Below are 14,882 nucleotides of genomic sequence, written 5' to 3'. Positions count from 1 at the left end.
TCAGCCGCAAACATACGTGGGATGGATGAAATGGGCCATACCATCACCACGTATAAACTTCTATCTATTCGGCTCATGCAAGATGTCCTACACCAAGCCTTCGGGAGTTTAGATATCTAAAAACACGGTTTCGTCTTCACCTTGAATACGAATATCAAAGCGATATACCACTTCACCATCACGTTCTTCACGTTTCGCAATTAAGGTTTGACGACGAGGTGCCCATTCAATGCCTTTCAGTACAGGATCTTGTGCATTGGCTTCAGCTTCATCTTCAAAATACACACGGGTATTCAAGCCAATATTAATTCCTCGAGCAAAGATGATCAGTGCGATATGCGGTGCTTGAGTTGTGCCTTTACGGCCCGGAACCGCACCCGGTTTAATGGTATTGAAACTCCAAAAACCAGTCTCAAAGTCAGCCCCTGTACGTCCCCAACCATGGAAATTTGGATCAACTGCTTTACCTTGAATATCGGCCGCACTTGGATACACACCGTTGGCATCCGCCTGCCAAATTTCAATCAATACATCGCGTAGCGGTAAACCTAAACCGTCGAACACTTGACCTTCTAAGCGAATACGTTCGCCTAAAGTATTTTCTTTAACTAGCTGGTTGTTAAAGTTATTTTCAAAGACTTCAATGTTGGCTTGTTGTGGTAACAAACCAATGTGTACGTATGGTCCACCTGTTTGAGATGGCGTTTCATGCAATTCTTGAAAGTTCCAATGGTTCATGTTGTTCTCCCTGAATTAAGTCAAATCATTTTCGAAATAAGTCGAACGACGACCACGTAAAGTGATGTCAAAACGATAACAACGGCTGTCTGCTTCAATGAAGTTGCTCTTGTCTTCCAAGGCAATCAATGCACGACGTTGTTCTTCCGAAGGAATGGTTTTAATAATCGGACACGAATCAATCAGCGTATCACCGTCAAAATAGAACTGCGAGATAAGACGCTGCGCCCAACCATCCGCAAGTAATGAGAAGTGAATATGCGCAGGACGCCATTCGTTAATACGGTTACGCCATGGATAAGGACCCGGCTTAATGGTACGGAATACAAAATAGCCATTGGCATCGGTCATCATGCGACCACAGCCGCCAAAGTTCGGATCCATCGCACCAATAAACTGGTCATTTGGATGACGATAACGACCAGAAGCATTGGCTTGCCACACTTCGAGCAAGGCATTTTTGACTGGACGACCGAACTGATCACGCACATAGCCATGCACAATAATGCGCTCGCCAATCGGCAAACCTTCTTTGGCGTAGTTCAAAATCAAATCGTTATCTTTAGGCCCAAACTGCTCCGCACTAAACTGCGGTGAAGTCACTTCAGTTAAGGTTTCTGCAATCGAAATCAAAGCATTTTTTGGCGAGCGTAATACACTGGTTTTATAGCCGGGTGCATATGCTGGCGGATGATCATCGGTATTGCGTTGTGCATAAGCACCTAAAATAAGTTGCGACATGTGACGTCCCTCTTAATCTTGTTCCATTACTCTTGATTCGTTTGTTCTTGGCTAAGTTGCTGTTCGTTCAGCTTTTGCGGGGCAATACCCAAATCTGCAAAAACTTCTTCTGCCATGTGCATGGCTGCATTGGCTGCCGGCAAACCGGCATACAGTGAACAGTGCAAAATCAACTCTTTTAAGTCGTCCTTGGTCACACCATTGTTAAAACAAGCACGTAAATGCATACGTAGTTCATCTTCACGGCCCAATGCCAATAAAACGGCAATGGTGACTAAGCTACGGGTGTGGCGCGGCATGCCCGGTCTAGACCAGACTTCGCCCCACGCAAAACGGCTAATAAAGTTCTGAAAATCTGCATTGAAATCATTCAGGTTCTCGATCGAACGACTCACATGCTTTTCACCCAGCACTTCGGTTCGGACGTTGATCCCTTGTTCATAGCGTTGTTCATCATTCATGGGAGAAACCTCAATTAGGTCGCATCGGTATGTGCGACCAGTGATTTAACAAAAATAGCGACTGCGGCTGCGGTTGCTGGAATTAACAGCAGGCTTAAAATGGCAGTAAATGACCAGTCATTGCCCAGTAAAACTGCGCCGATCCATGCACCAAATACCGCACCGAAACGACCAATCCCAGACATCCATGCCACACCTGTTGCACGGCATTGGGTTGGATAAAAACGAGCGCTGAGTGCTGGCATAGCTGACTGTGCACCATTAATCGCAACACCTGCGCAAAGCACTAAAATGGCAAGTAAGGTTGGATTTGCTAAGCTCTGACCAACGGCAAATGCAAAGATTCCCGCGACAAAATAGAAGCCTGCAATAATGCGGTTCGGGTTGAAACGGTCCATTGCCCAGCCAATAAATAAAGCACTGAGGACACCGCCAAACTGGAATAAACCACCAATAAATGCAGCACGTTCCATCGTTGCGCCAGTTTCACGCATTAAGGTTGGTAACCAACTGGTGAGTAGATAAATCATGACCAGACCCATGAAATAGGTCAGCCACAATAAAACCGTACCTTTGACATATTTCTGAGAGAACAGCATGCTAAACACACCTTTCTTTTCTGCACCTTCAGTTTTTTCTTCAGGTACATGAAACTCTGTAACAGCCTGTACTTGTGTCGGAGCAATACGCGTCAAGATTTTGCGGACTTTTTCGGGGTCACGGCCTTTCACAATCAAGAAACGATAAGATTCAGGTAAGAAGAAAATCACCAAGATCATCAAGATCAGTGGCGACCAACCGCCCAATAAGAATAAGCTGTGCCAACCAAAGGTTGGGATCAACCAACTGCTAATGAAACCACCTGTCGCCATACCCAAGTTGTAACCGCAGAACATGCAGGTCACGAGTAACGAGCGTGAGCGCTGCGGGCAATATTCAGAAAATAACGTGGTTGCATTCGGCATCGCAGCACCCAAACCAATACCGGTTAAAAAGCGAAGGACCACCAAGGTATTTAAGTCAGACGCATAGGCTGATGCCAAAGTAAAGCCACCAAAAATCAGCATCGAAACACTTAAAACAATCTTTCGCCCAAAGCGGTCAGCGGTTGGACCAGACACCAAAGCACCAATGATCATGCCACCTAAAGCCGCACTCATGACTGGACCCAATTGAGAGCGATCTATCCCCCAGTCTTGTGCCAAAGCTGGAGCAATAAAACCCATTGCCGCAGTATCAATACCATCAACAAAAACAATGAGAAAACATACAATTGCGATCAACCACTGATATTTGCTAATCGGTGCATCATTAATCAGTGCTTGTGCGTCTATACTCGTTTTTTGAGTAGCGTATTCCTGAGACGCCATACCTGCCTCCTTGGGCTGAAAATCCTTTTAAAAATCCTTAAACTATTGAATCGATCCAATAAACTGACTGAGAGCTTGGGTAAACAGCTCGGGTTGCTCAATATTGGAAAGATGCGATGCATCAATCACCGCGAGTTGACTCTTTTGAATTTGTTGTCGCATAAAGATGCCATCGGCCACTGTGGTAACTGGGTCAAATGCGCCTGCGATCACTAAAGTTGGAATCTGAATCTGTTGAATTTGAGTAGATAGATCTGCTTGCGCGAGCGCTCGGCAAGATTCTGCATAGCCCAGTGCTGGCGTAGTCGCTAAAGATTGAATGGTGCGCTGCGCCAAAGCATCATGTTGATAATCAAACTGCTCACTAAACCAGCGTGTGTGTGTAGTCGCAACCAAATCTGCTAAACCATTTTCAATCACGGCATCGGCACGAGCATTCCATCCTTCTTCGTTCCAGATTTTGGCTGCTGAGTTTGCCACGGTAATGCTATGAAAACGATCTGCATGGTGAATACCGAGCCACAAAGCCGTCATACCGCCCATTGAAATCCCGCAGAAATGCGCTTTTTCAATGTTTAAACTGTTCAGAATATCAATCACATCTTCTGCGAGATTTTGTACAGTGGTCTGCTCAATCACATCGCTATGACCATGACCACGGGTGTCATATGTCACCACTTTAAAATGCTGTTCGAAGGTAGCAATTTGTGGCTGCCACATGCCTTTATCTGTACCTAATGAATTTGAAAATACAATCACAGGCGCATGGTCTTGCCCACTGATTGCAACAGATAAAGTCTTGCCTTGACGATTGGTCATCGTGATATTCACTTTGCCTCTCCTTTTGCTTCTTGCAACACCGCATCAATCTGGTCTTGAATATTGCCAAGATAAGATTCGGGTTTAAAAATTTCTGAAATCTGCGCAGCGCTAAACAAGTCTTTGACTTGATCCAATTCCGCAATAACATCTTTTAAGTGCACACCTTTTTCAACGGCTGTTTTACATGCTGCTTCAACCACATGGTGCGCCTGTAAGCGCCCCATATGTGGTGCTAATGCCATCATTACAGCTTCTGCCATAATTAAACCTTGGGTACATTCCAAATTACGCTGCATGTTCTCAGCATTAACTTGCATGCCTTGTAACACGTCTAAAGTCCGCTCTAAAGCGCCTGCACACAGTTGGAAAATTTCAGGCAATGCCAACCATTCTGCATGCCATCCACCTAGACTACGCTCATGTTCTTGCACCATGCTTTGATACAAACTCGACATCAGCACAGGTACACGATTGGCTGCTGCTAAAACGGATGCCGCAGCGACAGGATTACGCTTGTGTGGCATCGTCGATGATCCCCCACGCCCTTTAGCTACCGGCTCAAACACTTCTGCAATTTCAGTTTGCATCATCAATGACCAGTCACGCGCCATTTTGCCCAAGCTACCTGTCACTATTGCGAGAACACTCGCCACTTCGACAATACGGTCTCGTTCACCATGCCAAGTACAATTTGGGACTGAAAGCTGTAGCTGAACGGAATAAGCATGAACTACAGCAGTACCTTGTGCTTGCAATGAAGCCAATGAACCAACGGCACCGCCTAATTGAGCAGTAAAAACACGTGCTTTCATGGCTTCAATACGGGCTAAATCACGATAGAATGCCGAGGCCCAACGCGCGAATTTATGCCCCAAAGTAATCGGTAAACCTTGCTGCAACCATGTGCGTCCAATCATCACTTGTGCACGATATTGTTCAGCTTGCGCCAAAGCTGTGCGGTAACATTGTCGAATTAAAGCTTCAACATGCGTCATTGCTGCACGGCATTGTAAAATACAGGCAGTATCTAAAATGTCTTGACTGGTTGCACCCCAATGTACATAACGTGCAGCATCTTCATCATTTTTTTTCACAATCGCAGTCAATTGCTTCACAAAAGGAATCGCGATATTGCCCGCCAAACCTGTAGCAACAGCTAAAGCATCAAAGTCAATCTGATCAATTGCAGTTGCTGCGATGTTTGAAATTGCTGTTGCCGCAGATTCTGGAATGACACCGACCTGTACCTGCGCTTGAGCCAAAGCAACTTCCGCCTCAATCATGTATGACACCAACGCGCGATCACTGAAAATTTCAGTCACCTCGTTTTGGTAAAATAAGCTGGCATATAACTGGCTCATGTTTGTCTTTCCTTAATCTGCTTTGCTATTCCAATTAAACCCGCTGAATAATCATTGCAATGCCTTGACCGACACCAATACACATTGAACACAAGGCATAAGACCCACCGGTTTGTTCTAACTGGTTTAGAGCCGTAGTGACTAAACGTGCACCTGATGCACCGAGTGGATGACCGATGGCAATTGCACCACCGTTTGGATTCACTTGGGTGGTGTCATCCGCTAAACCAAGATCACGCGTTACCGCTAGTGCTTGTGCCGCAAAGGCTTCATTCAGCTCAATCACATCCATCTGCTCAATCGTGAGATTGGCTTGCTTGAGTAACTTTTTGATGGCAGGTGCTGGTGCAAAGCCCATAATGCGTGGTTCTACACCCACTGCTGTTGAAGCAATGATTTTGCCACGGGGTTTAAGCTGGTACTGTTCAACCGCTGCTTCTGAAGCAATCAGTACAGCAGCCGCACCGTCATTGATGCCTGACGCATTCCCCGCAGTGACGGTGCCATCTGCTGTCACGACTGGCTTGAGTTTCGCCAAAGCTTCTAAAGTGGTCGATGCACGTGGATGTTCATCCGTGTCGACCACCATCGGATCACCCTTACGCTGTGGAATATTCACAGGGATGATCTCATGTTTAAAAAAGCCTTGAGCTTGCGCGGTTGCGGTGCGCTGTTGACTCGCCAAGGCAAACTGGTCTTGATCTGCACGATCAATATTAAATTGTTGTGCCACGTTCTCTGCAGTTTGTGGCATGGTGTCTACACCATACATCGCTTTGAGCTTAGGATTAATAAAGCGCCAGCCCATGGTGGTGTCTTCAATCTTCTGGCTACGGCCATAAGCTGTTTCCGATTTGCCCAGGACAAAGGGTGCACGCGACATACTTTCGACGCCACCTGCAATAATCAGGTCAGCTTCGCCGGCTTTAATCGCACGGGCTGCCATCCCAATCGCATCGAGTGATGAGCCACATAAGCGATTCACAGTCGTGGCAGGGACTTCAACCGGTAAACCAGCAAGCAGTGCAGACATACGACCGACATTACGGTTGTCTTCTCCCGCTTGGTTGGCGCAGCCGTAGATCACGTCATCGACTTGAGTCCAATCCACTGTTGGATTGCGTTGCATCAAGGCTTGAATTGGAACTGCACCCAAGTCATCGGCACGCACTGGGGCTAAACCCCCAGCATAACGACCGAATGGGGTACGAATGGCATCGATGATATAAGCGTTTTTCATATTTCATTTTCCCTTGGAATCCCCCTTAATCCCCCTTTACTCGAGGGGGGAAAACTCCTCCCTTTTTAAAGGGAGGTCGGGAGGGATTAATTATCCTTGTGTCGCATCCACTAAAGTTGCACCTGTCATCGCCTGCAATTCTGCGAAGCTTAGACCGTCCACTTTCTCAATCACTTTTAAACCCTCTGCAGTGACATCAATCACACACAGGTCGGTGTAAATACGATCGACACATTTCACACCTGTCGCAGGGTAAGTCAGTTCAGCTACGATCTTCGGTTCACCTTGTTTGGTCAAATGGTCGGTCGTGATAAAGACTTTTTTAGCACCAACAGCTAAGTCCATTGCACCACCGACCGCGGGAATCGCATCGGGCGCACCGGTATGCCAATTGGCCAAGTCGCCATTGGCTGCCACTTGAAAGGCGCCCAGAACGGCAATATCTAAGTGACCACCACGCATCATGGCAAAAGAATCCCCATGATGGAAAAAGCTGCCGCCTTGCAGCATGGTCACATATTCTTTACCTGCATTGATCAGTTCAGGGTCTTCTTGACCTTTTTCAGGTGGTGGACCAAAAGCCAATAAGCCATTTTCAGAATGCAAGAAAACGTCTTTGTCACTTGGCAGGTAACTGGCAATCTTGGTCGGTAAACCAATCCCGAGATTGACATACGCACCATCGGGGATATCTTGTGCCACACGTTCTGCAATTTGGTTGCGGCTGAGTTTTTGATAGCTCATGATGTTCTCCCGATTACACAGCAACTGGTTCAGGTTGAACCTGCACCACGTGTTGAACAAAAATACCTGGGGTGATGATATGTTCTGGGTCTAAAGCCCCCAGTTCCACCTCTTCAGAAACTTGCGCAATGGTTACACCTGCGGCCATGGCCATAATCGGGCCAAAGTTACGTGCTGATTTGCGGTAGACCAAATTCCCCCAACGATCGCCTTGCTGCGCTTTAATCAGGGCAAAGTCAGCTTTGATTGGATATTCCAGTACATAATCTTTACCGTCAATGTGACGGGTTTCTTTGCCTTCGGCCAATAAGGTACCGTAGCCAGTGGGGGTGAAAACTGCACCAAGTCCCATACCTGCGGCTTGAATACGACAGGCCAAGTTGCCTTGAGGCACCAGTTCCAATTCAATTTTGCCTGCACGATAGAGTTCATCGAAGACCCAAGAGTCGGACTGACGCGGGAACGAACAGATGACTTTTTTCACAGCACCCGCTTTGAGTAGCTTGGCTAAACCATAGTCGCCATTACCAGCATTGTTGCTAACGATGGTGAGGTCTTTAATGCCGAGTTGAATTAAGCCATCGATCAGTTCAGCAGGTTGTCCTGCTGTACCAAAACCACCAATCATGATGGTTGAGCCGTCGGTGATTTGGGAGAGCACTTCCGCGAGGGATGCCGCGCTTTTATCTATCATTAGATAACTCCATTGTGCATCATGCAAATTTGAAAAGGCGCGGAAAACTAACTTATACTGGAGGATGATTCAGCTAAAACCACATTCCCTAGTTTTTTAGTTCGATTTCCTTATCTGTTCATTTTTTATAATTTCTCCGCTTTAGGATAGATAGTGACCACAGGTTTTGTTCGATGATCGAACAAAATACCTATATATCGAACAAAACCTGATTATTTCACTCTGATTTCACGTTATAGTAAAAATAATGAAGAAATAAAAATGGATAAAGGGAACACGATGGACGAAGCAACTGAGACAACAGAAAAGTGTCTTCAACACAAAGACCATAAAAAAACCATTCGACATGAAGATTTTGTCGCAGGTATTAGTAAAGGTATGGCTATTCTCGACAGCTTTGGTACTGACCGACATCGTTTAAATATCACTATGGCAGCGGAACGCACAGGCATGACCCGTGCCGCAGCACGACGTCATTTACTCACCCTTGAATATTTAGGCTATTTAGAGTCAGATGGTCATTATTTTTATTTAACACCTAAAATTCTTAAATTTTCAGGCGCTTATTTAGGTGGAGCACATCTTCCTAAAATTTCACAACCTTTGCTGAATCTGCTCACCAATCAAACCTCACTCATTTTTTCCGTTATGGTTCTAGATGGCTATGAAGCCATTACCATTGCACGCAGTGCCGCGCACCAGCAAACGGATCGCGTCAATCCTTATGGTCTACATTTGGGAAATCGCTTACCTGCACATGCGACATCGGCAGGCAAAATTTTACTGGCCTATCTCGATGATCAGGAACAATGTGAATGGCTGAATCAGTATCCGCTACAACGCCTAACCAAATACACCCATACCAACAATGAAACATTTCTGGCTTTATTGCATGAAACTCGAGAGCAAGGTTGGTGCTATTCATGTGAGGAACATGAATTGGGCGTACATGCCCTTGCCGTTCCGATTTATGGCCAACAGTTAAAAGTGATTGCCGCCTTAAATATTGTTTCCCCTACCATGCGCACAACCAAAGAGTATTTGATTCAACACATACTGCCATTACTACAAGAAACCGCACGCGAACTACGTAATATTCTGTAACTGTGACACCTTCGGCATAACTTTAGTTAATTTCATGCTGTACACACTTCAGCACGTACAGCATTTTCTGTTGAAAATATTATTTCACCACAACTTTCGGATTAGAGTTACCCCACATGGTGTAGACATCTGCCAGCAAAGCGCCATTGTATTCTTCCAAATCACTTTGCTTCACTGTTGCACCCCTTTGTTCGCCAAACAGGACCACTTCATCATTGGCACGAATATCTGGAAAATCAGTGACATCCACCATGGTAGTGTTCATAGAGGTGCGCCCAACTACAGGCACTTTATGCCCACGAATCAACACATAGGCTTTATTACTAAATGCACGTCGATAACCATCTGAGTAACCAAGTGGTAAGTTCGCCAATAGTGAATCACGCTTCAAAGTATACGTTTGGTCATAGCCAACTGTTGTGCCTTTCAAATAGGCATTGACTGTTGCCACTTGAGTTTTAAAGGTCATCAGCTTTTTATATTCAGCTCGATCTGGCAGGCTGTCACCATAAATCACACCGCCTGCACGTACCATATCTAGGTGTGACTCTGGAACCGTCAAGGTCGCAAAAGAATTTGCGGTATGTAAAGTCAGTGCTTCTCGCTTTAATTTGGCTTTTTTAATTATCCAGTCCGTTTGCTGGTTAAAGACCGCCAAACGTTCACGTACATATTTTTCATCTTCCACAGCATAATGCGTCATGATGCCCACCAGCTTTAAATTTAGCAGTTTGGTCATGCGTAGCGCTTGCTGTTTACCTAGTGCACTGTCCAGCTCTAAACCGTTTCGGTCCATACCCCCTGCATTTAAACCCAAATGATACGCAAGGGTTAAACCTTGTTGTTTGGCCCATACTGAGAGGCGCTGTGCTTGTTCATAGTTCCCCAACAACTCTTCCATGTTTAAGGAAGCAGCATTTTGGATTTCTTGATCAGTCGCAGCACGTAGCCTTAATAGGCGCCCCTGATAACCAGACTTGCGCACCATCGCTGCTTCAGCATTACTGGTGATACCAACACAGGGTACATTAAGTTTCATAATACTCGGCATCAACAGTTCAATCCCATGACCATAAGCATCGGCTTTCATGACCGCACAAATCTGGCTTTTGTCCTGTAGCTGCTGTTGTAAGGTCTGAATATTCTGCTCAAAGGTCTGCACATTAATTTCGACCCATGCATTGGCCTGTGGTGCTGCCACTTGTGTCGCTGAAAGATGTGGCGTCAATAACGGTGCGGCAAAACTGCTCTGTATATGTAGTAATCCTGTACCCAACATGCATACCCAAAGTGTCGCTTTTTTCAAAATAAATCCCTCTGCTTTGCGATAAAAATAAAGGGGGAAAACTCCCCCTCTGTTCCTTAATTATTTTCTGGCATTTCATCCTGTTCAATGCGACGACCATGGGTCAAAATCCAGTTACGCTCTGCATATTTTTTCGTTTTATAGTAATAAGCAATACCTAATCCAATAAACCAAAGTGGAGAGAACGCTAACGAAATCATGGTGTCATGATCGAGCGCCAAAATCGCTACCACAAAGATTAAGAACAATAAGGTAAACCATGCCATAAAACGTCCACCCGGCATTTTATACGCTGACTGTTCATGCAGTTCAGGCGCTTTTTTGCGATAAGCCAAGTACGATAAAATAATCATGGCAAAGGTGAAAATACATAAAATCGAGGTGAAGGCTGAAATGATGATAAATGCCGTCATGACATCAGGCACAATGAACAAAATTGAAGTACCCACCACCACACAGAACATCGAGAACATTAAGCTCAATACAGGCACTTTGCTTTTCGACAGTCGAGCAAAGCTTTTCGGTGCATCTTTTTCTACCGCCAAACCGAACAACATACGACTGGTGGCAAACACGCCACTGTTCGCGGAAGACATGGCAGAGGTTGCCACGACAAAGTTGACAATACTGGCTGCTGCGGGCAAACCAATTAAAGTAAACATTTCAACAAATGGACTCTTGTCAGGTGAAATCTGCGACCAAGAAGTGACTGCGATAATACAAACCAAAGCACCGATATAGAACAATAAAATACGTAATGGAATTGAGTTAATCGCGCGTGGTAAAGCATGATGTGGATCTTTAGTTTCTGCTGCTGTGGTACCCACCAATTCAATACCAACAAAGGCAAATACTGCGATTTGGAAACCAGCCAAGAAGCCTGTTAAACCATAAGGGAACAGTGACTCTTTCTCGACCACATGGGCTAAAGACGCTTTCACACCATCTGGAGAGACGAAACCAATCGTAATCAGATAGACACCGACCAACAGGAACATAATAATCGCGATAATTTTAATTAAAGCAAACCAGAACTCCACTTCACCAAACAGTTTTACCGCAACAAAGTTTAATAAAGTCAAAATGGCAATGGAGGTGAAGGCGGGTATCCAGGCGGGGAGATCGGGATACCAAAACTGTGCATAGCCTCCAATCACAATCACATCCGCAATTGCGGTGACAATCCAACTGAGCCAGTACGACCAACCCAAAAAGAACCCTGCCCACGGCCCCAAATAAGCCGTTGCAAAGTCTGCAAAAGATTTGTAATTGGTATTAGAAAGCAGTAGTTCCCCCATCGCACGCATGACGAAGAAGAAGAAGAAGCCAATAATGAGGTAAGTTAAGATGATCGAAGTACCCGACACAGCGAGTGTCTTGCCCGACCCCATAAAAAGACCTGTACCAATCGCACCACCAATCGCAATCATCTGAATATGACGATTGGTCAGTGAGCGTTGCAGTTGTTCTTCCTCAACTGACTCGTAATGATGCCCACCCAGTAAATCACCTTCTAAGGGCTCTTTTTGTTGATGGGTCTGTTTTCCATTCATCATGTTTTTACTCCAATTTACAACCCAATGGGTGTAAATATGGGACTCAGATTTAGATAATTCCTTATTTCATCTCAGTCCAAAATTAAGCTACATATTATTTTTCAATAACATTAATTTTTATTATTCAGCGCCACACTATTCATCTCTTTATGACAGCAAAATAATACTCAGATAGGCTGCAAAATCCGTGCCTGATTTAATTATTTAATATTAAAAAACAATAGCTTAATAAAAACACTACGCAAAATCATCCATCGATTATAAATAGCCTTATGATCGAAAGATGAAAATATTGAATTAATATTTTTCTCAATATCCATATATTCAATTCCATTGAAAATTAATTTAACGACTTAAGTTCGATAAACCACCATCATCACATTTAATAAATTGACTGAAATCATCAAGGATGAACCTCCGTTAATATCAGCCCTGCTCTTAATCCCTTTTTCACTTGAGTATTCGGAAATAAAATTAGAACCTGCTCAGGTGCAGTCACATACGGTTTGCCCTGTTGCAGAGCAATCACGGCATCGGTTTCGAACACGGAAAAATTAGGCGCAGAATCTGCCAAATTAAGCTGGAAGTCATCTTCAGTTTTGATGATCGAATCAACGACTCGAAAAGTTTGAATTGCTTGTTTTTGACGGATAGGTAAGGGCTGTTCACTCACCACGGCGCGAAGCACATGATTAATCGCGGCGAAAGCTGCCAAATCATTTTGGCCAAAGGGTTTGGCATGACCAAGTTCGAGTGTCGAACTGGCTGCTTGAAACTGAGCGCTACTAAAGTGCGTAAAGGTACGGCCTACAGCATTGTGATACACCAAGGCATCCAGTTCCGCAGCTTTTAGGCTGTCCAGCATCACCGCATCATAGTCATGAGTTTGATAAGGAAATAAGGCAAAAGTCGGCAACAACGATGGGCGAATCGCAGTGTGCAAATCGTAATGATAGCGCCGTACTTGAGCTGAGCTATCATTAAAAAAAGCGGTGACGATCTGTTCTAAGATCGCCACCCGCTGCGCTTCAACTGTGTCGGTAAATTGTTGATAGGCCCCGCAGAACATGCGGTTCATATCATTTTCAACATAACGTTGCCCTGTTCGAATCGCGATAGGGTTACCTAAAATCAGTAATAACTTAACCTTGAGCTCTAATGCCCCTGCAAACAAATCTTGACTCAGCTGTGCCAACAACTCGATTGGCGCAGTTTCATTGCCATGCACACCCGCGGAAAGCACGACTGCTTTTTCATAAGCCTGTTTCGGCGTAAAAGATAAAACACCTTCAGCCAACCATTCCCAACGAAAATCATGCTGTACGCCCTGCGCTACAGTCGGGACACGTTGTGCTAAAACATCACCTAGAAAATCTATCATCTGCTTTCCCTGCACGATTGCTTAACCTTGGAAGTGATACACCGAACCTAAGTTCAAAATTTGCGTCAGTTCATCTAACGCAGTACGGCTTTCAATCAGTAATTGCGGGTCGGCCAAATCTTGCTGCGCCAACTGGTCGCGGTAGTACTGATCTACCCACGTATTTAAACGGGTAAACAAGGCATCATTCATAAACAGGTTTGGATTGATCGCATTCAGTTCTGCTTCATTCACCGCGACACGTAAACGTAAACATGCAGGGCCACCGCCATTGCGCATACTTTCACGTAGGTCGAAGACTTTGATGTCATCAATCGGCGTACCCATTTGAATCATGTCGTTTAAATAACCCCACACTGCTGGGTTTTGACGTGACTCTTCAGGCACCACAATGCTCATCCCGCCATCGGCACGCGTGAGCAATTGGCTATTGAACAAATACGTATTGACCGCATCTTTCACAGATACACGCTGATCAGGCACTTCAATGGACACAAACTCTTGACCCAAACGCGCCATTTTTTCGCGAATTTCTGCCAATGCTTCCGATTGATTCAAAAATGCATGCTGATGGTGGAACAGTACGTTTTGGTTACTCACTGCAATCACGTCGTTGTGGAAGACGCCTTGGTCAATCACATCGGGATGCTGTTGTACAAACACTGTTTGTTCCGCTTTGAGCTGATGTAAACGTGCCACTGCTTCACTCGCCTCACGCGACTGGCGTGCAGGATAATGTTTCGGACCAATACCACCACCGAGGAACTGCTGACCATAGACAAACACTTGCACGCTGGCTTGATCATAAGCACCGCCTAAACGGTTATGGTTCGCCGCACCTTCATCCCCAAACAATGCCACAGGTGGCAATGCTTCATGATGGGCGAAGTGACGCTCATCCTTAAACATGGCTGCCATCACGCGTGATGTAGTATCGTGTTCAATAGAACGGTGGAATTTATTGTTCAAATTTGCCGCAGTAAAATGTACACGACCATCTGCGCTGTCTGCCGACGGTGAAACCGTTGCCGCATTGGCAGTCCACATGCACGATGCAGAACTCAAAGCGGATAATAACGCAGGCGAAGTTCGCATCGCTTGTTCGATGACGCTGTGATCATCACCGCGAAAACCCAATTTGCGCAAAGTCGGCACATGTGGGCGTTCTTGCGGTGCAAATACACCTTGCTTTAAGCCCATGTCGGCCAAAGCTTTCATCTTTAACAGACCTTGCTTGGCAGCCAACTTTGGGTTGGAAAGATTATTTTGGTTTTTGGTGGATGCCTCGTTTCCAAAGGACAATCCCGCATAGTGATGCGTTGGACCGACTAAACCATCAAAATTAATTTCATAGCCTGACATTT

At 45.2% G+C, this 14,882-nt stretch carries 14 protein-coding genes; 1 reads left to right on the top strand and 13 read right to left on the bottom strand.

Annotated elements, in window-relative coordinates:
- Nucleotides 1-108 precede the first annotated feature (108 nt).
- The 9 genes from pcaG to HYI04_RS12420 all read right to left on the bottom strand — a co-directional run bounded on the left by pcaG (nucleotide 109) and on the right by HYI04_RS12420 (nucleotide 8,171).
- Nucleotides 109-738, bottom strand: coding sequence for a protocatechuate 3,4-dioxygenase subunit alpha (gene pcaG / locus HYI04_RS12460; RefSeq protein ID WP_159153157.1), 630 nt, complete (start codon nucleotides 736-738; stop codon nucleotides 109-111).
- Nucleotides 739-753: 15 nt separating this feature from the next.
- Entirely contained in the window at nucleotides 754-1,479 is a 726-nt protein-coding gene (gene pcaH, locus HYI04_RS12455) for a protocatechuate 3,4-dioxygenase subunit beta (protein WP_178896216.1), read from the bottom strand.
- Nucleotides 1,480-1,505: 26 nt separating this feature from the next.
- Entirely contained in the window at nucleotides 1,506-1,940 is a 435-nt protein-coding gene (gene pcaC / locus HYI04_RS12450; protein WP_159153155.1) for a 4-carboxymuconolactone decarboxylase, read from the bottom strand.
- 14 nt (nucleotides 1,941-1,954) lie between these two features.
- Complete coding sequence (locus HYI04_RS12445; protein ID WP_005400016.1) at nucleotides 1,955-3,310, bottom strand: MFS transporter; 1,356 nt, start codon at nucleotides 3,308-3,310, stop codon at nucleotides 1,955-1,957.
- A 42-nt stretch (nucleotides 3,311-3,352) separates the two neighbouring features.
- Nucleotides 3,353-4,141, bottom strand: a complete 789-nt coding sequence (gene pcaD / locus HYI04_RS12440; RefSeq protein ID WP_159153154.1) for a 3-oxoadipate enol-lactonase — start codon at nucleotides 4,139-4,141, stop codon at nucleotides 3,353-3,355.
- Nucleotides 4,138-5,493 carry a 3-carboxy-cis,cis-muconate cycloisomerase gene (gene pcaB, locus HYI04_RS12435; protein ID WP_159153153.1) on the bottom strand — a complete coding sequence of 452 codons (1,356 nt, stop codon included), beginning with the start codon at nucleotides 5,491-5,493 and terminating at the stop codon, nucleotides 4,138-4,140. Before pcaB ends, pcaD begins: the two co-directional genes overlap by 4 nt.
- A 34-nt stretch (nucleotides 5,494-5,527) precedes the next feature.
- The gene (pcaF, locus tag HYI04_RS12430) at nucleotides 5,528-6,733 is read right to left on the bottom strand and encodes a 3-oxoadipyl-CoA thiolase (protein WP_159153152.1); all 1,206 of its coding nucleotides are present in this window, start codon (nucleotides 6,731-6,733) and stop codon (nucleotides 5,528-5,530) included.
- Between the two features lie 90 nt (nucleotides 6,734-6,823).
- Complete coding sequence (locus HYI04_RS12425) at nucleotides 6,824-7,477, bottom strand: 3-oxoacid CoA-transferase subunit B (RefSeq protein WP_159153151.1); 654 nt, start codon at nucleotides 7,475-7,477, stop codon at nucleotides 6,824-6,826.
- 13 nt (nucleotides 7,478-7,490) lie between these two features.
- Entirely contained in the window at nucleotides 7,491-8,171 is a 681-nt protein-coding gene (locus HYI04_RS12420; RefSeq protein ID WP_178896215.1) for a 3-oxoacid CoA-transferase subunit A, read from the bottom strand.
- 279 nt (nucleotides 8,172-8,450) lie between these two features.
- Here HYI04_RS12420 and pcaU point away from each other — a divergent pair, with 279 nt between their 5' ends.
- Nucleotides 8,451-9,275 (top strand): IclR family transcriptional regulator PcaU, encoded by an 825-nt coding sequence (gene pcaU, locus HYI04_RS12415; protein WP_159153211.1) that lies wholly within the window; start codon nucleotides 8,451-8,453, stop codon nucleotides 9,273-9,275.
- A gap of 79 nt (nucleotides 9,276-9,354) precedes the next feature.
- Here pcaU and alr read toward each other — a convergent pair whose 3' ends face one another.
- The 4 genes from alr to astB all read right to left on the bottom strand — a co-directional run bounded on the left by alr (nucleotide 9,355) and on the right by astB (nucleotide 14,880).
- Entirely contained in the window at nucleotides 9,355-10,554 is a 1,200-nt protein-coding gene (gene alr, locus HYI04_RS12410) for an alanine racemase (protein ID WP_228276891.1), read from the bottom strand.
- Nucleotides 10,555-10,637: 83 nt separating this feature from the next.
- The gene (locus HYI04_RS12405) at nucleotides 10,638-12,137 is read right to left on the bottom strand and encodes an amino acid permease (protein ID WP_004981418.1); all 1,500 of its coding nucleotides are present in this window, start codon (nucleotides 12,135-12,137) and stop codon (nucleotides 10,638-10,640) included.
- Nucleotides 12,138-12,540: 403 nt separating this feature from the next.
- Entirely contained in the window at nucleotides 12,541-13,518 is a 978-nt protein-coding gene (gene astE / locus HYI04_RS12400; protein ID WP_159153148.1) for a succinylglutamate desuccinylase, read from the bottom strand.
- 21 nt (nucleotides 13,519-13,539) lie between these two features.
- Nucleotides 13,540-14,880 carry an N-succinylarginine dihydrolase gene (gene astB / locus HYI04_RS12395; RefSeq protein WP_159153147.1) on the bottom strand — a complete coding sequence of 447 codons (1,341 nt, stop codon included), beginning with the start codon at nucleotides 14,878-14,880 and terminating at the stop codon, nucleotides 13,540-13,542.
- Between the last annotated feature and the right edge of the window lie 2 nt (nucleotides 14,881-14,882).

The organism is Acinetobacter sp. SwsAc2 (assembly GCF_013391465.1).
In the GTDB taxonomy this organism is placed as follows: Bacteria; Pseudomonadota; Gammaproteobacteria; order Pseudomonadales; family Moraxellaceae; genus Acinetobacter; species Acinetobacter johnsonii.
Note: the sequence above shows the minus strand (reverse complement) of the source record. Positions and strands in the feature narration are given on the sequence as shown.